The organism is uncultured Bacteroides sp., from assembly GCF_947632445.1.
Taxonomy (GTDB): domain Bacteria; phylum Bacteroidota; class Bacteroidia; order Bacteroidales; family Bacteroidaceae; genus Bacteroides.
Window position 1 is genome coordinate 62,496 of the sequence record NZ_CANRPM010000001.1, and the last position, 18,888, is coordinate 81,383.

Here is an 18,888-nt window from a genome sequence, read left to right on the forward strand (position 1 = left end):
TTGTGTCAGAAAAGTCCTATATTTGCACACATTCATAGAATAAGAAAACTGCGAACAATGAAAATAGCACTTATCGGTTATGGCAAGATGGGCAAGGAAATAGAACGCATTGCCCGCAGCCGCGGACACGAAATCGTCTGCATCATCGACATCGACAATCAGGAAGACTTCCGGTCTGAAGCCTTCCGCTCGGCCGACGTGGCCATCGAGTTCACCAATCCCAAGGCTGCCTACGGCAACTACATAAAGGCATTCGAGGCGGGCGTGAAGCTCGTATCGGGCAGCACGGGCTGGTTAGAAGAACACGGTGAGGAAGTGCGCCGCCTCTGCACCGAGGGTGGACGAACGCTGTTCTGGTCGAGCAACTTCAGCTTAGGCGTGACCATCTTCTCGGCCGTCAACAAGTATTTAGCCAAGATTATGAACCAGTTCCCCGGCTATGACGTCAGCATGAGCGAGACGCATCACATCCACAAACTGGATGCCCCGAGCGGTACCGCCATCACCCTGGCCGAAAGTATCCTCGAAAACCTTGACCGCAAGTCATGCTGGGTGAAGGGTACACTCCGGGCACCCGACGGCACCGTGACGGGCACCACTGCCTGCGCTGCCGACGAACTGCCCGTCAGCTCTATCCGCGAGGGCGAAGTACCGGGCATCCACAGCATCCGCTACGACTCCGAAGCCGACAGCATCACCATCACCCACGACGCCAAGAACCGCAGCGGCTTCGCCCTGGGCGCCGTACTGGCCGCCGAATATACCGCCACACACGAAGGCTTCCTGGGGATGAACGACTTATTCCCGTTTCTGAAATGAACAAACATAACAAGCCATGAAACAAGTATCACGCAAACAATGGATCAAGTTCAGCATCGTCACACTGCTCTATCTGCTCTTCCTCCTGTGGGTCAGGAGCTGGTGGGGACTGGTGGCCGTGCCTCTCATCTATGACATCTACATCACCAAGAAGATACCCTGGAACTGGTGGAGGAAGTCCGAGAACGCTGCCGTGCACAGTGTCATGAGCTGGGTGGACGCCATCGTATTCGCCTTAGTAGCCGTCTACTTCGTCAACATCTACCTCTTCCAAAACTACCAGATACCGTCATCGTCATTGGAGAAATCGCTGCTCGTGGGCGACTTCCTGTACGTAAGCAAGGTGAGCTACGGGCCGCGCGTACCCAACACGCCGCTCTCCATGCCCCTGACCCAGCACACGCTGCCCGTGTTCAACTGCAAGTCGTACATCGAATGGCCGCAATGGAAATATAAGCGTGTGCCGGGTTTCGGACGGGTGAAGCTGAACGACATCGTGGTGTTCAACTTCCCTGCGGGCGACACCGTAGCCACCAACTTCCAGCAGACCGACTTCTACAGCCTGGCCTATAGCGAAGGACAGCGTGTCTATCCGAAACAAGTCGACATGGACAGCCTGACACGCCAACAGCAACGGGCCGTCTACGACCTGTACTATGCGGCAGGCCGTAACCTCATCCTGTCCAACCCGCAGATGTACGGCAAGGTCATCACCCGCCCCGTAGACCGCCGCGAAAACTACGTAAAGCGCTGCGTGGGCCTTCCGGGCGACACGCTTCAAATCAAAGGCGGACAGGTATACATCGACGGACAGGCCATCGAGAACCCCGAAGGCCTGCAATTCAATTACTTCGTGCAGACCACCGGCCCGCTCATCCCCGAAAACCTCTTCCGCGAACTGGGCATCAGCAAGGACGACCAATGGCTGATGAACAACGACCCGGACTGGGAAGCCGAACTGAAAGCCATGGGCTTCGACTGCCTCAACGCGCAGGGCCGTCTGACACCTGTCTACCACCTGCCGCTGACGCAGGCCATGCGCCAGGCTCTCGAAGGAAACAAGAAGCTCATCAGCCGCATCGTCATGGAGCCCGAAAGCTTTGCCGGACAGATGTACCCGCAGAACCTTTACACTAAATGGGATCGCAACAACTACGGCCCCATCTGGATACCCGCCAAAGGAGCGACCATCACCCTGACGGATGACAACCTGCCCATCTACGAACGCTGCATCACGGTCTACGAAGGCAACAAGCTGGAGCGCCGCGCCGACGGTCTTTACATCAACGGACAGAAGACCGACACCTATACGTTCCAAATGGATTACTACTGGATGATGGGCGACAACCGCCACAACTCGGCCGACTCGCGTTACTGGGGCTTCGTGCCCGAAGACCACGTAGTAGGCAAGCCGCTCGTCGTATGGCTTTCGCTGAACAAAGACCGAGGCTGGCTGGACGGCAAGATACGCTGGAGCCGCCTGTTCAAGTGGGTCGGCTAAGTTGAACGGAGGACAGGCTCCATGAAGAAAGCGGGAAAAATCATAGGGACTGTAGCGGGAGTAGCGCTCATCGTGATGCTGCTCCGCTCGTGTGTGGCCACATCCTACCTGATTCCCTCGGCCGGTATGGAGAACTCGCTCTACCAAGGCGAACGCATCTTGGTGAACAAGTGGAGCTACGGTCTGCGCCTGCCTTTTATGAACCTGTGGGGCTATCACCGCTGGGGCAGCTGCGACGTCAGGAAAGAAGATATTATTGTCTTCAACGACCCCGCCAACCACCATGCAGACATCGGCCGGCGCAGGGCCTTCATCAGCCGCTGCATCGGCCTGCCGGGCGACACGCTGCTGGTGGATTCCTTCTTCACCGCCCTGCCCTGCGAACAGTATGGCCCCGACCAGAAATTCGTCTATGCCTATCCCAAGAGCAAGGAACGGCAGCTGGACACGCTGCTTGCCACGCTTTCCATCCGCCGTACCGAACGGATGGGCGAAGACTCGCTCCACTACCTGCGCAGCTTCAGCCGCTACGAATACTACCTGCTGGAGCAAGCCCTCTACGGGCACTGCTGGATACAACCGGCCACACGCCCCGACTCCCTGCAAAAGGATCGCGCCCTCATCGTGCCGAAAAAGGGCCGCGCCGTGCGCGTCTATTCGTGGAACCGCGTGCTGCTGTGCAACACGCTGGTGCTGCACGAACACCGCAACGCCGAGATACGGAACGATACCCTTTACGTGGACGGCCGCCCCGTGCAGCACTGCGTCTTCACGAAGGATTACTACTGGGTGGCCTCGAACAATGCGGCCAACGTGTCGGACTCACGTCTCTTCGGCTTCGTGCCCGAAGACCACATCATCGGACGGGCTTCTTTCATCTGGTTCTCGCGCGACAAGGAAAACGGTATGCGTTGGGATAGGATAGGGAAAGCGGTGCGATAAAAACGAAAAACGATGGAAAAGGGAACAATATACCTCTCTTCGGCCTATCTGGCTCCGGTGGAATACTACACCAAGTTGCTGGCCTACAAACGCATCTACGTGGAGGAATGCGACCACTACATGAAGCAGACCTACCGCAACCGCTGCACCATTGCCGCCCCGGACGGCCCGCTGGCGCTCTCGGTTCCCATCCTCAAGCCCGACACATTGAAATGCGCCATGAAGGACATCCGCATCTCCGACCACGGCAACTGGCGACACCTGCACTGGAATGCCTTAGAGTCGGCCTACAACCACACGCCCTTCTTCGAATACTACAAGGACGACTTCCGGCCCTTCTACGAACAGAAGTACGACTTCCTGACCGACTTCAACGAAAACCTGTGCCGACTGGTCTGCTCGCTCATCGGACTGGAGCCACAGATGGAACGCACCACAGACTACAAGACTACCTTCGCCCCCGATGAAGACGACTTCCGCGAACGCATCCACCCTAAGAAAAACTTCCTCACGGAAGACCCCGACTTCTGCCCGCAGCCCTATTACCAGGTGTTCCAGGAACGGTTGGGCTTCCTGCCCAACCTGAGCATCGTAGACCTGCTGTTCAACATGGGCCCCGAAAGCCTGACGGTATTGCAGGCCAGCCACCGAGGAAAAATTCCGCATTCATTCATTTAAACTCTATATTTATTATGAAGAACTTATTTGACATCAAAGACAGAGTCGTAGTCATCACCGGAGGAACCGGCGTACTGGGCAAAGCCATTGCAGCCCATTTGGCCGAAGAAGGCGCCAAAGTAGTTATCCTTGGCCGCAAAGCCGAAGTCGGCAATGCCCTCGCAGCGGAGATCAAGGCAAAGGGCGGAGAAGCCCTGTTCCTGACTACCGACGTGATGGATCGCAACAAACTGGAACAAAATCTGGCGGACATTCTGAAGGCTTACGGACGTGTAGACGCCCTGCTGAATGCGGCCGGAGGCAATATGCCGGGAGCTACAATCGGCCCGGACGGTACCTTCTTCGACCTGAAGATCGAGGAATTCCAGCGCGTGCTCGAACTGAACCTGACCGGCACCGTACTGCCCACGCAAGTTTTTCTGAAACCGATGGTAGAACAGAAGAAGGGCGCCATCGTCAACTTCTCCAGCATGGCGGCTTTCCGCCCCATGACCCGCGTAGCAGGCTATGCCGCCGCCAAAGCCGGCATCTCCAACTATACCGCTTTCATGGCTACCGAAGTGGCCAAGAAATTCGGTGAAGGCATCCGCGTGAACGCCATTGCACCGGGCTTCTTCCTGACCGAACAGAACCGCACGTTGCTGACCAACGCGGACGGTTCGTGGACGCAGCGCGGACAGGACGTCATCCGCCAGACTCCCTTCGGCCGCATGGGACGCCCGGAAGAACTGTGCGGAACCATCCAGTACCTCATCAGCGACGCCTCAAGCTTTGTGACGGGTACCGTAGCCGTAGTAGACGGCGGATTTAATGTATTTGCCATGTAATAAAAACGATACGCTTATGATACTTTGTGAACAAACCTGGCGCTGGTACGGGCCGAACGACCCCGTCAGTCTGTGGGACATCAGGCAGGCAGGAGCCACCGGCGTAGTCAATGCCCTGCACCACATCCCCAACGGCGAGGTGTGGACGGTAGAAGAAATCATGAAACGCAAGCAGATGATCGAGGAGGCAGGCCTCACATGGTCTGTCGTCGAAAGCGTGCCCGTGCATGAACACATCAAGACGCAAACGGGCGACTTCCGGCGCTACATCGACAACTACAAGGAAAGCCTGCGCAACCTGGCCCGATGCGGCGTGCACATCGTCACCTACAACTTCATGCCCGTGCTCGACTGGACGCGCACCGACTTGGCCTACGAATTGCCCGACGGCAGCCGCGCCCTGCGCTTCGAGCGTGCCGCCTTCATCGCCTTCGATCTCTTCCTGCTGAAGCGCCCCAGCGCCGAAGCCGACTATACCGACGAAGACAAGGCCAAAGCCAAAGCCCGCTTCGAACAGATGACCGGCGAAGACAAACAGAAGCTCGTCCGCAACATGATAGCCGGGCTGCCCGGCTCGGAAGAGAGCTTCACGCTGGAGCAGTTTCAGCACGAACTGGACCGCTACAAGGACATCACGCCCGAACGCCTGCGCCAAAACCTCATCTACTTTCTGAGCGAAATCTGCCCCACAGCCGACGAAGCGGGCGTGAAGTTAGTCATCCACCCCGACGACCCGCCCATGTCCATCCTGGGCCTGCCGCGCATCATGAGCTGTGCCGAAGACTTCCAGGCGCTGATCGACGCCGTGCCCAATCCGAGCAACGGCCTCTGCCTGTGCACCGGCTCGCTGGGTGTCAGCAGCGCCAACGACTGCGCCGCCATGATGACCCGCTTCGCCGACCGCATCAACTTCGTACATCTGCGCTCCACGCAACGCGACGCCGAAGGGAACTTCCACGAGGCCAACCATCTGGAGGGCGATGTCGACATGTACGGCGTGATGAAGGCCTTTCTCGAACTGCAACAGCGCCGAGGCGTCTCCATCCCCATGCGGCCCGACCACGGACATCAGATGGTGGACGACCTGCGCAAGAAGACCAACCCCGGCTACTCGTGCATCGGCCGCCTGCGCGGACTGGCCGAACTGCGCGGACTGGAAATGGGAATTGCCAAATCAATCTATAAATAAAAAAATCGGAAACTCTCCAATCACCGGACATGCTCCATCTCCAGACACCCAACGGCGACACCCGCGTCCTGCTCCACTCGTGCTGCGCCCCCTGTTCGTCGGCCATCATCGAATGTATGCTGGCCAACGGACTGCGCCCCACCGTGTTCTACTGCAATCCCAACATCTACCCCCGGACGGAGTACGAGATGCGCAAGAGCGAAGCCGTCCGTTTCGTCACCGCGCAGGGGCTCGATTTTGTCGATGCCGACTACGACTATGAACACTGGAAAGCGCAAATGGCGGGACTGGAAGAAGAGCCCGAACGCGGCCCGCGCTGCCTGCGCTGCTTCACCCTGCGCCTGACGGAGACGGCCCGCTATGCCGCCGGGAACGGCTTCACACTGTTCACCACCACCCTGGCCTCGTCGCGCTGGAAGAGTCTGGAGCAAATCAACGAGGCGGGACGACGCGCCGCCGCCCGCTACCCCGGCACCCTGTTCTGGGAGCAGAACTGGCGAAAGGGCGGATTACAGGAGCGGCGCAACCGGCTGCTCAAGGAATATGCCTTCTACAACCAACGCTACTGCGGCTGTGAATTTAGCATGAAGCGACTCGACAAACCGAAAGAAGACTGACGTCCCCGAACCGGGATTTCGTCCTGCACAACGCAGGAAACTTTCGCAAACTGCGAAAACGTCCTGCACAACGCAGGGAACTTTCGCAAACCGCGAAAACGTCCTGCACAACGCAGGGAACTTTCGCAAACCGCGAAAACGTCCTGCACAGCGCAGGAAGGTTTCGCAAACCGCGAAAGCCCCATCCGTCACTTGTAAATCAATACGGAAAGATAGTCTTTTTCCAGCATCTCGCCCGCCACAGTCAACAGTTCGTCCGCCGTAAGCTCGGCGACGCGACGGCAGACGGCCTCCTGCGACTCGTAACGGTTGTAGTGGAGAAATGTCTTCGCCATGTCTAAGGCGATGTTCTCGTTGTTGTCCGACGCCACGCCTATCTGGCCTATCAGCTGTTTCCGGGCGGCGGCCAGCTGCGAGGCGGTCAGACGGCGGTCGCGAAGGCGCTTCAGTTCCCTGTACACCAAGTTGAGGCAGAGGTCTGTGTCGGCACGGTCGCAGCCGAAGTAAATGCAGAACGTGCCCGTGTCAGTGTAGGCCGTCAGGTTCGACTCCACGTTGTAGACCAATCCCCGGCGTTCGCGCAGCGAGACGTTCAACCGGCTGTTCATGCCCGGCCCGCCCAAGAGGTTGTTCAGCAGGTAGAGGGCCGTGCGGCGATGGTCGTAGGCGTTGTAGCCTCGGGCGCCCAGCATGACGTGCGCCTGGCTCGTCTCCTTGTCCAGCACGAGATGTTTGGGAACATAGGGCGGCGGCGGTGTGCGGCGGGTGGCAACGGTGGTGTCTGCCGGACTGCCGGTCAGATCGCCCACCAGCTTCTCGGCCAGACGCACCACGCGCCGGAACTCCACGCCGCCGAGGACGAAGAACACCATGTTCTCCGGCCGGTAACAGCGGCGGGCGAAGGTCATCGCCTCCCCGGTGTGGAACGTGCGCAGGTATTCGGGCCGCCCCAAAATGTTATGCCCCAGCGGGTGCCCCCGGAAAATCAAATCCTCGAAGTCGTCGAAAATCAGCTCGGCGGGATTGTCCTCGTAGGACTGTATTTCGTCGATGATGACCTCCGTTTCCTTCTCGATTTCGCGCTGCGGAAAGGTGGAGTGGAAGACGATGTCGGCCAGCAGCTCGAAGGCGCGGGCGAAGTGCTCCACGAGAAAGGCGGAGTAGACCACCGTCTCCTCCTTGTTGGTATAGGCGTTCAGTTCGCCGCCCACGTTCTCCATGCGGTTCAGAATGTGCCACGCCCGGCGTTTCTGCGTGCCCTTGAAAATAAGATGCTCCACAAAGTGGGCCATGCCCTGCTCCTCTTCGGCCTCGTCGCGCGTGCCGGCATCGACGGCAAATCCACAATAAGCCACCCGCGAACGCAAAGGCTTGTGGATGATACGCAGGCCGTTGGCCAACGTATGCACGTGATATTCCGGTTCTCCGGTTTCAATCTTCTTCATCGGTCGGATTTCTTACATTTCGCGCCCGCAAAAATACAACAAAACTTATTGCGGTTTATGGAAAATTGCAGATATTTGCACCCGCAAAGCGGGAGGCTTCCTCGCCGCGAGCAAAAAACATCATTCACTATGCGAAAAGTAATCGGCATCGGAGAAACCATTCTCGACATTCTCTTCCGCGACGGACAGCCCACAGCGGCCGTACCCGGCGGTTCGGTATTCAACGGGCTCGTGTCACTGAGCCGTGCGGGCGTTCCCATCCGCTTCATCAGCGAGACGGGCAACGACCGGGTAGGCAACATCATCCTCCGGTTCATGCGCGACAACGGCATATCCACAGAACACATCAACGTCTTCCCCGAAGGCAAGTCGCCCGTATCGCTCGCCTTCCTCAACGAACAGAACGACGCCGCATACCTCTTTTACAAAGACTATCCCCGCCAACGGCTCGACGTGGCGTTGCCCGAAGTAAACGAAGACGACATCGTCATCCTCGGTTCCCACTACGCCCTGAACCCCGTGCTGCGCGACAAAATCGTGGAACTGCTGGACATGGCACGCGCCAAGAAAGCCATCGTCTACTACGACCCCAACTTCCGCTCCACGTACAAGGAAGAGGCCATCAAACTGGCTCCCACCATCATCGAGAACCTGGAATACGCCGACATCGTCCGCGGTTCGGTCGACGATTTCTTCTACATGTACGACCTGCAGGATGTGGACAAAATCTACACGGACAAAATCAAATTCTACTGCCGCAACTTCATCTGTACCGCCAGACACAAGGACGTCGCCCTGCGCACGGCCCGCGTCAGCAAGGGTTATTCCATTCCGGCGGTCGAAACCGTCAGCACCGTCGGCGCGGGCGGCAACTTCAACGCCGGCATCATCTACGGCCTGCTGAAGCTGGACATCCGCTACGACGAACTGAACGACCTGGATGAGGCCCGCTGGAACCGCGTGATGGACTACGGCATCGCCTTCGCCGCAGAGTCGTGCCGCAGCCTGAACAACAGCATCTCCCAGGAATTTGCAGAAAAATTAAAGACGGAAGAGGAAGTATAAAGGGACACTGCCCACAATTTTGTGTAAATGGAAACAGGATTCGGTTGTAAGTTTTTCTTATATCTGTATTCTGTTTTCAAAAATAAGCATAAATTACGTGAGTTCGATATAAAATCAAAAAATAGAGAGTTGTCCGTCCTTGATAAAGTTCGCTTCAATGGCAGGCTTTTTTCAAAAAAGCAGTATGCAGCGATGGCTGACAAGGAGTTGGCTATAAAGTTACCGAATGACTGATGTCCAGAGTGTTCTATCTGTGCAATGTTCTTCAGTTCGTCATTGACCGTTTCAATCAAAGCTCTTTTCTTGAGCAAAATCTTGTCGGCAATACTCATCAGTGAGTTCTTCATATCGACCACATCGACCACTGAAAGACAGCCAACATCATCCTGTTCCTCATCATCCTGTTCCTCATCCTGTGGGGCGTCTGGGGCTTTCTTTAGCGTCTTTTATATCTTTCACCGGAAACAGGGGATTTGCCCCGGTGAAGTTTCACCGGAACGGGCTGATTGTAAGCGGGTTGCGGTGAAAGCAGGAAACAGGCCGTTCGGAGCATCGCACACAAATGTTCTGCGGTACTCTCATTCTCCGTGAAAGAACTTTCACGCCTTCACCCCATCTTTCACACTATCTCGCTCGTTGACAGGCGTTTGCAGGCCCGTGAAACCGTGAAGGCGGAAAACGGAGACCTTTTTTCTTGTCGATGTGATGCAACAGGTCGTATCTTTTGAAGGAAAACACCGATGTTCCGGGCAAAAACGGGACAGTTTCGGGAGAGAACCGAGCCGCCTTTTTCCGGGTTCCCATGCAGTGTTTCATGAGGGTGTAACGAAGCTCTTCGTCAGGGTGCCATGCAGTGCTTTGTCAAGGTGTCAGGAAGTGCATCGTCAGCAGGCATGAAAGCACGTCGTTGGCGTGTGCCTGCCGGCTTCTTCGTGGACAGGAATGCTGAAAAATGGTTAGTCTTAGGCGTAATGTTGACAGCTACAGAAGGGAAACCGTGACTTGCCCAAATGTCTCTCCAAATAGGAAGACCCCGATAAAGCCCAATGAATAGCAGCGTGTACCCACCCTTCTCGTTACAGGCAAGATGCAGTTTGAAGCTTTGACAGGGTTGAATCGCGGTGGTAATGGCGTTTCTTGTCGGGAAAGGGCTTGTTTTAAATAGGAATAGGAACATGTAGCATCTAAATGTAAAAATTGCAGAAGGCATTGAGAAACACCCTTATTTTGAGTGTTAGATTCATATTTAAAACCATGTTTTATTCATACAGAAAAGTCGCTGAAAAAGCTACTGAAGAGCGAAAAGTATCTAAAAGATGCTACTTGGGTGGAACGGTTATGTGCTGACGGAAAACTGAATGAAGCTATAGGACGGGATGAAAAATATTGATGTTGCAATTGTCTGTGGGAAATTGGATGAACAATCGTATTCTTATGTTTATAAGGTGTTCAAGAGATAATACGATAATATGGTTCGAGGACGTAATACAGAACGACGCCGAAAATATCGATTCAGTTGTTCTATTATCGATATTTTCCACGTCGTTCACGCCTCAAGGCTACTACGACACAAGTCGTTCCGAAACGGTCTTATACCATTCTGTTAAATTACCAACCTGGATTCTGTACAAGTTTCTTCGACTTGTTCACTTCCGATTCTGGCAACGGATATAAATACATTCTCTCTTCAAACAGACGAGTCTCGAAAGTCACACGGTTCATAAAATCCTGTGGATTATCTGCATTCATATCCATACCTGTAAAGGCACCGCCTTGACGACAGTCACCGTCTTTATCAGCGAGCATCCAACGGCGCACATCAAAATAGCGCTGTCCTTCTGCAAAGAGTTCAACACGACGTTCGTGACGAATAGCCTCGAACTGAGCTTCATAGTTACCTCTTATTTCCGGTTTTATTTCCTGTAACTTAGGAATACCGGCACGTTCACGAATTTTGTCAACATACTCTAATATTTTAGGATCACTGGGATTCACTTCATTCAAGGCTTCTGCATATAACAGATAAAAGTCAGCCAAGCGGAACAGGATACCCGGACGATATTGATTTCTCGGATAATTGCCAGTACCCAACAGATCATGACAAAGCCCCTTATACAGCAAATATCCCGTATAACAGTTATCCGCCTTTGAATTGTCATCTCCACTACCCTTATAGAAATAAATCTTTTTAGGATTACCATTTTCAGCCGTATTTTGCCAAATAATACCTGAATAAGTCACATCATTATAGAAGCGGGGTTCACGGTTTTTGTACATATTGGCAATATTATTCGCATCCAATTCATACTCCCTGCTTTTGTCATAGAGGGGAGACTCGTCAATTGTATGCCCATCGGCCATAAAATAGTCATCAATCATCTCTTGTACAATTCCAATACCACTAAAGCCTTGGTATACATCGCGTGGTGTACAACGGCGTTCTCGACCTTCACCAGTTACCCCGCCCCACGAGTTTTTAGACGTATACCACAAGGCCTCCGTATTCTGATTATTTGTAAATACAAAATTGATCTGATAAAGAGACTCTTCCGCATTAATAGTACCATCAGAATTTCTCACAATAAATAACTCGTTACGATTTTGGGATTCCAAATAAGCGAAAAGTTCCTCCAAAGCACTGACTGCCTTTTGCCATTTTGTTTTGTCCTGGGCAGGAAACAACTGTATATCTCTATTATCCCTCAGTTCCATAGCTGCCTTATAACCTCCGTTGAACAAAGGACTGGCAGCATAGACATGCAACTTGGCCAAAATTGCATAAGCTGCGACTTTGGTAGGAGCTGCCACACGTTCATTACTGGTCTCAAGATGTGGTAACAAAGGCAAACAGGCCCTTAACTCAGAATCAATGAACGACACAACTTCATCGATTGGAGCACGATAATAATCCAAGTCACTCGAAGACGGATCGGCAATATTGTCATCACCCATAATTGGAATGGGGCCATAAAGTTCAAAAAGCAAGAAGTGATAATAAGCTCTCAAAAACCTGGCCTCATTCTTCAGAGTAGCCAATTCTTCTTCTGTAATAACTGCACCCGTTTCTTCACCCGTAGTAATTGCATGAGCATCCCTGATGAAAATCCCAGCCTGACGGATCTGATTATACAAGGACCAACGGGAGAATGCGGCATTGGCAGCTGAATAACCTGTAGAAGGAACCGTTTTCGTATTATTCTGCGAAGCCTTTAACTCGTCAGATAACGTAGGCCACGGATTATCCAAACCGGTCAGACCTGCATAAGTACCATTAATCATAATATTCGAAACATCAGGAATCGCCGAATAGATATATCGATGGAAACGTTTTGTTTGACCCACATTATTAAATACCTGTTCCAGAGTCAATTCTGCGGCCAAATCATCTGAAACATCCAGATAATCGGAACACGAAGAAGAAACAAAAGCCGTCCCGACCAAAAGAAGGGAACCCATTATATAGTTCAATATTTTCATATCTGCTATTTTTTAATAGATTAGAAATTAAAATGTAAAGTCAACACCGAAAGTGAACGAACGGTTTAAAGGATATGCGAAACCGCCATTTGAATTACCCAGTTCAGGATCCCACATCTTGATATCATCCCATACACACAGATTGTTGCCCGTTAGATAAATACGCAGTGCCTGAATGTTGAGCTTGGACAACCATGATTTCGGGAAATTATATCCAACCTCCATATTTTTGAAACGAAGAAAACTGGCATCACGCAACCAATAAGTACTGGCAGCTGTATTGTTCTCAAATTGACCGGAATGCAAACGTGGGAACATTGCATTGGGGTTCGGATTTTCTTCCGACCAGTGGTCAGCTACCACTGAACGGACAGCAGATTCTTCTATTCCCCAAACAAACGGGAAGAATGCTTGTGGACTGTTGGCACCTAATACCGTAGAGGTCTTTCCCGCCCCCTGAAAGAATACACCGGCATACCATCCCTTCCATTCTACATTCAACCCAAAGCCGTACATTAATTCAGGTGCACTGGGATTACCCACATCCTGAACCTGATCATAACTGTTAATCATTCCGTCGCCGTTCAAGTCCTTGTACTTGATATCACCTGGTTTGACCCCACTGACAATTCCGTTAGGAACTCCTTCTCGAAGAGTGTACGTACGATCAGCACCTTCACCTGTTATGACAAAATCACTTTCCGTATATAGCCCGTCAGCAATGTAAAGATTCCAGCTGTTCAGGCTGGTACCTTTCAGTTCCATCCAAGGATAAGCCTGTTTTACCTGATCGTATTCTACAATCTCATTATGAGCATAAGTCAGATTAAAACGTGCACTCATATTTACATCACTGATTTTCTGGTTCAACACAAGATTTCCATCCAGACCTTGGTTTTTTACAATACCATAATTTTGCCAAGGCATTTGCTGGAAACCCGTAACATTGGATACTGTACGACGTTGTAACAAAATATTATGTCGACGATTGTTAAAATATTCTACCTGCAGATCTACACGATTGCCAAATAAGCCTAATTCCAATGCATAATTCTGTTTGTCTTCAATCTCCCAACTCAAATAAGGAGCAGCAAAACGACCCTCTACAATACCGTTTCCGATACCTCCTGTAGCACCCGTACTACCAAATCCTAAATTATAACTGCCCGCATTTTGTGTCAAAGTTTCACGATATAAAAACCTTGCACCACCTGTATCATCGTTACCTGTTTTACCATATGACACTCTGAACTTTAATTTATTGACAATATTCCGTAACGCATCTGGATAAAAATGTTCATTGCTGATATACCAAGCCGCTCCAACAGCAGGAAAGAAACCGAAGCGATGACCGGAAGCAAAGGTTTCACTACCCGTATAACCGAAAGTTCCCTCTATGAAATAACGACCGTCGTAACCGTAAGTGGCACGTCCCACTATTCCCTGTTTTCTATAAGGCAAAGCATTATTATGATATTGCGTTTCCTTTTGCATATACAACAACATGGCACCCATCTCATGTTTTTGGGCAAATGTACGGTTATAGTTGAGCGAAGATTCGAAATAAATCTTTTTATTAGAACTACTTCCCAAACTCTCCGTAAGAGCATCGCTACCCTGAACAACTTCCTTAAAAATAAGTTTACCGTTTTCGTCGCGACCAGTCGCAACATACTGGCTCGGTGTCTTCGTACGCTTGGCTGTATAAGTCATATCCGCATCAAAGCTGACCAAAGCTTTGAATTTCAATCCTTTGGTAATAAAGTCCAGTTTCTGATTCAATTCTACCTTCGACTGGATAGAAGTACGCCATTCTTTAGCATAACCGGAATTCATCAAAGAGTTATAAGGATTTACACGGTTTGCAGAAGGGCGAGGATGTCCAGCAATAGTACCATCCGAATATATAGGAGGCATAATGAAACTCGGAGTACGGCACATTTGTTGGAAGATAGTGGATGTACCAACTCCCGGATAATTGGTTTGCAGATATTGCCCACTGACATCGACTTTTACCATCGTCGACTCAGTAACATCGAAATCGATGTTGCTACGCAAGTTGTAACGCTTCACACCGATATTATTGTTATATTCATTATTATCACCCTCCTTGAAGATACCGTTTTCTTGATAAAAGGCACCAGATACGAAATATCGGGCTTTATTAGAACCACCACGGACATTCAGGGTATAACGCATATTATAAGTATGGTCGCGCAACATATAATCTAACCAGTCCGTGTCGGGATAAAGATCACGGTCGGCACCTGCAGCATATAAAGAAGGATTATAAGCTTCTGGAGAACCTTCGTTACGCAAAGCCTCATTATAAAGCTGCAAAGTCTGTTCGGCATTCATAAATTCAGGCAGGCGAGTCGGGGTTAACATTGTTGCCTCGGCACGGAAGGAGATATGGGGTTTGTCTGCCGAACCACGTTTAGTGGTGATAAGGATTACACCGTTTGCACCCTCGGCACCATATACTGCCGTCGCAGCCGCATCCTTCAACAATGTAAAGGTTTCTATTTCATCCGCTTCTATATCCTGCATAGAACGAGGTACTCCGTCAACTAGGATCAAAGGAGTAGTGCCACCACTGAACGAGCTAACACCACGAATCCAAAACTCAGAACTGTCATAGCCAGGTTCACCAGAACGTTGAACCGCTATCAAACCAGGAAGTTGACCAGCCAATGCATTGGTCAAGTTACGCGTTGACGCCAAAGCTAAGGGTTTGCTGTCTATCACTGTAACCGAGCTTGCCAATGATTCTTTTTTTTGGGCACCATAACCGATAACAACGACTTCTGTCAAACTTTTAGAATCTTCATACAAAGTAATATTGATATTACGACGACCTTCTATTTTTATTTCTTCAGTTTTATAACCTAAATAAGAAATCTTCAAAACAGCATTGTTTTCCACGTTCTGCAATACATAACGACCGTCAAGATCCGTAGTAACTCCGCGAGATGTACCCTTAATCATAACGCTAGCACCTATAATAGATTCTCCGTTTATATCGGCAATAATACCTGTCACTTGCTTTATTATTTGTCCGTTTAGAACTACTGGGATTGCGCAGCAGATTCCGAACAGGAATAATGCAATAAATTTTTCAGCTTTTTTAATGGTATTGGAATTGTTCATTTTCTCATATATTAATTTAAGAAGTTAATTTATAAACATAATAAAGTAATTCTTTCTCTTATAAGTCTATTCTATAAAATATAAAAGAGAATAACAATCATAGGCGGGGGACGTGAAATATTACTACCCATAAATAAAATAGTTTTTTTAATTTAACATTGAAGATCATTAAGCAATCTTATAAATTGCGCGAATATAATAAACTTAATAATACTTTAAAATATCCAACGAACAAATTTATAAAATAATAACATTTTGCAAATAGAGAATCAGACTTACAGGATCATCCAAGAAAATAAAAAGATTCAGAAACAGAGAAATAACTTCCATACAAAATAATAAACACAGATGGTTCATTCCATTTGTAAGTTGTGTAGGCAATTACTGATAGAACCTCCTTAGATCTATTCTTTACGAAGAGATTGCACAGCTGGCGAATGCTTACGTCATCATCCAAACCACAGACACGTTACTGGTCTTCATTGTCGGTCTGAACAGTGTCATAAACGTCTATGCAGACATTGTGGGCAACATAATCTCGAACGGTGAGGACGAGGTAGCCGTTGTAATGGATAATTCTCAATTCTTCATTAAAAAAAGTACTTCGCCTCCTTTTTTTTGTACCTTTGCCAACGAAAGCGAAGAAATGGAGAGCAATGGTATTCAACTACGACATAATCGTGATAGGTGCCGGACACGCCGGATGCGAAGCCGCTGCAGCAGCAGCAGGCTTGGGTTCGGAGACATGTCTCATCACCATGGACATGAACAAAATCGGGCAGATGAGCTGTAACCCCGCCGTGGGCGGCATCGCCAAGGGACAGATCGTCCGCGAAATTGACGCCTTGGGCGGACACATGGGCTTAGTGACGGACCGTACCGCCATCCAGTTCCGCCTGCTCAACCGTTCGAAAGGCCCTGCCATGTGGAGTCCCCGCGCGCAGTGCGACCGTGCCAAGTTCATCTGGGCCTGGCGCGAAGTGCTGGAGAACACGCCCCATCTGCACATCTGGCAGGACACCGTGCAACGTCTGCTCATAGAGGATGGCGAAGTCAGGGGCGTAAAGACGGTGTGGGGCGTAACATTCCGCGCGCACTGTATCATCGTCACCGCAGGCACCTTCCTGAACGGCCTGATGCACGTGGGCCGCACCATGCTGCCCGGCGGACGCATGGCCGAACCTGCTTCTTACGAACTGACCGAATCCATTGCCGCTCACGGTATTGTCTACGGCCGCATGAAGACCGGCACGCCCGTGCGTATCGACGGCCGCAGCGTCCACTACGAAGAGATGGAAGTACAAAAAGGCGAGGTGGATTTCCACAAGTTTTCTTTCTTGGACACCCCCACCCGACAGTTACGCCAACTATCCTGCTGGACGTGCTACACCAACGAAGAAGTTCACGAAGTGCTACGCCGAGGCCTGTCCGATTCACCCCTCTTCAACGGACAAATCCAGAGTATCGGGCCGCGCTATTGCCCCAGCATCGAGACGAAAATCGTCACCTTCCCCGACAAGCCGCAGCACCAGCTCTTTTTAGAACCTGAAGGCGAAAGCACACAGGAACTTTACCTGAACGGCTTCTCGTCATCCATGCCGATGGATATTCAGTTGGAAGCCTTGAAGAAGATTCCCGCCTTCCGCGACTTAGTGGTCTACCGCCCCGGCTACGCCATCGAGTACGATTACTTCGACCCCACGCAGCTGAAACATACGCTGGAAACGAAGAAAATCAAGAATCTTTTCCTGGCCGGACAGGTGAACGGCACTACAGGCTACGAGGAAGCTGCCGGACAGGGCATCATCGCGGGCATCAATGCACACATCAACTGTCACGGCGGCGAGCCCTTCACCTTAGCACGTGACGAAGCATATATCGGTGTACTCATCGACGACCTGGTAACGAAAGGCGTCGACGAGCCCTACCGCATGTTCACCTCGCGCGCCGAATACCGCATCCTGCTCCGCATGGACAACGCCGACATGCGTCTGACCGAACGCGCCTACCACTTGGGGTTGGCTACACGCCACCGCTACGACCTGCTGACCAGCAAGCGCGAGGCCGTGAACCGCATTTTGAACTTCGCCCGCAGCTACTCTCTCAAGCCGGCGCTTATCAATCCCATACTCAAAGCATTAGGCACCACCCCGATCTGTCAGGGCTGCAAACTGATTGATCTCATCAACCGCCCACAGGTAACCATCGCCAACATTGCCGAACACATCAGCGCCTTTCACTGCGAGTTGGACAAAGTAACCGAGCGTCGTGACGAAATCTTAGAGGCTACTGAAATCCTCATCAAGTACGACGGCTACATTGGCCGCGAGCGCATGATTGCCGACAAGTTGGCTCGCTTGGAGAGTATCAAAATCAAAGGAAAGTTCGACTACAATTCCTTGCAGTCTCTCTCCACTGAGGCACGGCAGAAACTGATGAAGATTGACCCTGAAACCATCGCACAAGCCAGCCGTATTCCCGGCGTATCTCCCAGCGACATCAACGTGCTGCTGGTACTTTGTGGCCGCTGACGGGGCTTATGTTCCACGTGAAACAAAAAATAACCTAATAAAACGAGCGATTATGAACAAAGAAATTCTTAAGAAAAACATTCGCGAGATACCTGACTTCCCCATACCAGGTATTCTGTTCTACGACGTAACCACCTTGTTCAAGAATTCTGCCGCCCTGCAGGAACTTTCGAACACGCTGTATGAGATGTATAAGGATAAAGGAATCACGAAGGTCGTGGGCATCGAATCGCGCGGCTTTATCATGGGGCCTATCCTCGCCACTCGCCTGGGTGCAGGCTTCGTCCCTATACGCAAGCCCGGCAAACTCCCTGCCGAAACCATCGAGGAAAGCTATGAGAAAGAATACGGAAAGGATAAGGTGCAGATGCATAAGGACGCTATTGATGAAAACGACGTCATCCTGCTGCACGACGACCTGCTGGCTACCGGAGGAACCATGGCCGCAGCCTGCAAGCTGGTGAAGCAGATGAACCCTAAAAAAATCTACGTAAACTTCATCATTGAGCTGAAAGACCTGCACGGCAAGGATGTATTCGATAAAGACATCGACGTCGAAAGCGTACTTTCTCTCTGATTTCATCGGGTACAGGCAGGTCTATGTACTCCAACATCCTGCCTGCGCCCCTCCTCTTTTCCTACCTTAA

13 protein-coding genes and 1 pseudogene are annotated in these 18,888 nt (G+C 51.1%); 10 read left to right on the forward strand and 4 right to left on the reverse strand.

Translation table 11 applies throughout. The features are described 5' to 3' along the window. The first annotated feature begins 57 nt into the window (after positions 1-57). The 7 genes from dapB to Q0Z70_RS00315 are packed head-to-tail and all read left to right on the forward strand — an operon-like array spanning position 58 to position 6,573. On the forward strand, positions 58-819 hold the full coding sequence (gene dapB / locus Q0Z70_RS00285; protein ID WP_298071522.1) for a 4-hydroxy-tetrahydrodipicolinate reductase: 762 nt from the start codon (positions 58-60) through the stop codon (positions 817-819). A 16-nt stretch (positions 820-835) separates the two neighbouring features. Next, complete coding sequence (locus Q0Z70_RS00290) at positions 836-2,320, forward strand: S26 family signal peptidase (protein WP_298071525.1); 1,485 nt, start codon at positions 836-838, stop codon at positions 2,318-2,320. Between the two features lie 21 nt (positions 2,321-2,341). Further along, the gene (gene lepB / locus Q0Z70_RS00295; protein ID WP_298071527.1) at positions 2,342-3,262 is read left to right on the forward strand and encodes a signal peptidase I; all 921 of its coding nucleotides are present in this window, start codon (positions 2,342-2,344) and stop codon (positions 3,260-3,262) included. Between the two features lie 12 nt (positions 3,263-3,274). Next, positions 3,275-3,940 carry a WbqC family protein gene (locus tag Q0Z70_RS00300; protein WP_298071529.1) on the forward strand — a complete coding sequence of 222 codons (666 nt, stop codon included), beginning with the start codon at positions 3,275-3,277 and terminating at the stop codon, positions 3,938-3,940. Positions 3,941-3,954: 14 nt separating this feature from the next. Next, a complete protein-coding gene (locus Q0Z70_RS00305; RefSeq protein WP_298071531.1) occupies positions 3,955-4,767 on the forward strand; it encodes an SDR family oxidoreductase in 813 nt (270 codons plus the stop codon). 16 nt (positions 4,768-4,783) lie between these two features. Then, a complete protein-coding gene (gene uxuA / locus Q0Z70_RS00310) occupies positions 4,784-5,956 on the forward strand; it encodes a mannonate dehydratase (RefSeq protein WP_298071533.1) in 1,173 nt (390 codons plus the stop codon). Positions 5,957-5,985: 29 nt separating this feature from the next. After that, positions 5,986-6,573 carry an epoxyqueuosine reductase QueH gene (locus Q0Z70_RS00315; RefSeq protein WP_298071535.1) on the forward strand — a complete coding sequence of 196 codons (588 nt, stop codon included), beginning with the start codon at positions 5,986-5,988 and terminating at the stop codon, positions 6,571-6,573. Between the two features lie 188 nt (positions 6,574-6,761). Here the strand turns inward: Q0Z70_RS00315 and Q0Z70_RS00320 are convergent, their stop codons facing one another. After that, on the reverse strand, positions 6,762-8,018 hold the full coding sequence (locus tag Q0Z70_RS00320; RefSeq protein WP_298071537.1) for a pitrilysin family protein: 1,257 nt from the start codon (positions 8,016-8,018) through the stop codon (positions 6,762-6,764). A 129-nt stretch (positions 8,019-8,147) separates the two neighbouring features. Between Q0Z70_RS00320 and Q0Z70_RS00325 the strand changes: the two genes are divergently transcribed. After that, on the forward strand, positions 8,148-9,083 hold the full coding sequence (locus tag Q0Z70_RS00325; protein WP_298071539.1) for a carbohydrate kinase: 936 nt from the start codon (positions 8,148-8,150) through the stop codon (positions 9,081-9,083). A gap of 182 nt (positions 9,084-9,265) precedes the next feature. On the opposite strand, the pseudogene Q0Z70_RS00330 reads toward Q0Z70_RS00325, so the two are convergent. The 3 genes and pseudogenes from Q0Z70_RS00330 to Q0Z70_RS00340 all read right to left on the reverse strand — a co-directional run. After that, a pseudogene (locus Q0Z70_RS00330) lies at positions 9,266-9,433 on the reverse strand (transposase); the annotation flags it as partial. Positions 9,434-10,691: 1,258 nt separating this feature from the next. Beyond that, a complete protein-coding gene (locus tag Q0Z70_RS00335) occupies positions 10,692-12,560 on the reverse strand; it encodes a RagB/SusD family nutrient uptake outer membrane protein (RefSeq protein WP_298071540.1) in 1,869 nt (622 codons plus the stop codon). 27 nt (positions 12,561-12,587) lie between these two features. After that, positions 12,588-15,710 (reverse strand): TonB-dependent receptor, encoded by a 3,123-nt coding sequence (locus tag Q0Z70_RS00340; protein WP_298071542.1) that lies wholly within the window; start codon positions 15,708-15,710, stop codon positions 12,588-12,590. 656 nt (positions 15,711-16,366) lie between these two features. Between Q0Z70_RS00340 and mnmG the strand changes: the two genes are divergently transcribed. Together mnmG and Q0Z70_RS00350 are read left to right on the forward strand one after the other, a co-directional pair. Next, the gene (gene mnmG / locus Q0Z70_RS00345; protein WP_298071544.1) at positions 16,367-18,241 is read left to right on the forward strand and encodes a tRNA uridine-5-carboxymethylaminomethyl(34) synthesis enzyme MnmG; all 1,875 of its coding nucleotides are present in this window, start codon (positions 16,367-16,369) and stop codon (positions 18,239-18,241) included. A gap of 52 nt (positions 18,242-18,293) precedes the next feature. Then, the gene (locus tag Q0Z70_RS00350; protein ID WP_298071546.1) at positions 18,294-18,818 is read left to right on the forward strand and encodes an adenine phosphoribosyltransferase; all 525 of its coding nucleotides are present in this window, start codon (positions 18,294-18,296) and stop codon (positions 18,816-18,818) included. Positions 18,819-18,888 lie beyond the last annotated feature (70 nt).